Source organism: Flavobacterium stagni (genome assembly GCF_004122105.1).
In the GTDB taxonomy this organism is placed as follows: domain Bacteria; phylum Bacteroidota; class Bacteroidia; order Flavobacteriales; family Flavobacteriaceae; genus Flavobacterium; species Flavobacterium stagni.
On the sequence record NZ_SBKN01000030.1, the window covers coordinates 1 to 267 of the forward strand.

Sequence of the window (267 nt, forward strand, 5' to 3'; positions counted from 1 at the left end):
CTAAAGTTACACCCGGGTTTGTAGAAGATACAAACGTAGTGTTCACTTGAGAAGCAAGAACTGGCTGACCGTTAAGTGTATCGTTTACCAATACATTAGTGAAAGAAGTTCCACCTGCAAAACCATTCACTGGTGTTCCTGCATCGTCATTAGCAATGATAGGAGCAGCACCTACAGTAACTGTTACAGTAGCTGTATCACAGTTAGCAGGGTTTAAGATTTCACAGATTTGGTATACTAAAGTGTAAGTACCTGCAGGCGTTCCAG

1 pseudogene is annotated in these 267 nt (G+C 41.9%); it reads right to left on the reverse strand.

Annotated elements, in window-relative coordinates:
• Window positions 1–267, reverse strand: a pseudogene (locus tag EQG61_RS13830) (hypothetical protein); the annotation flags it as partial.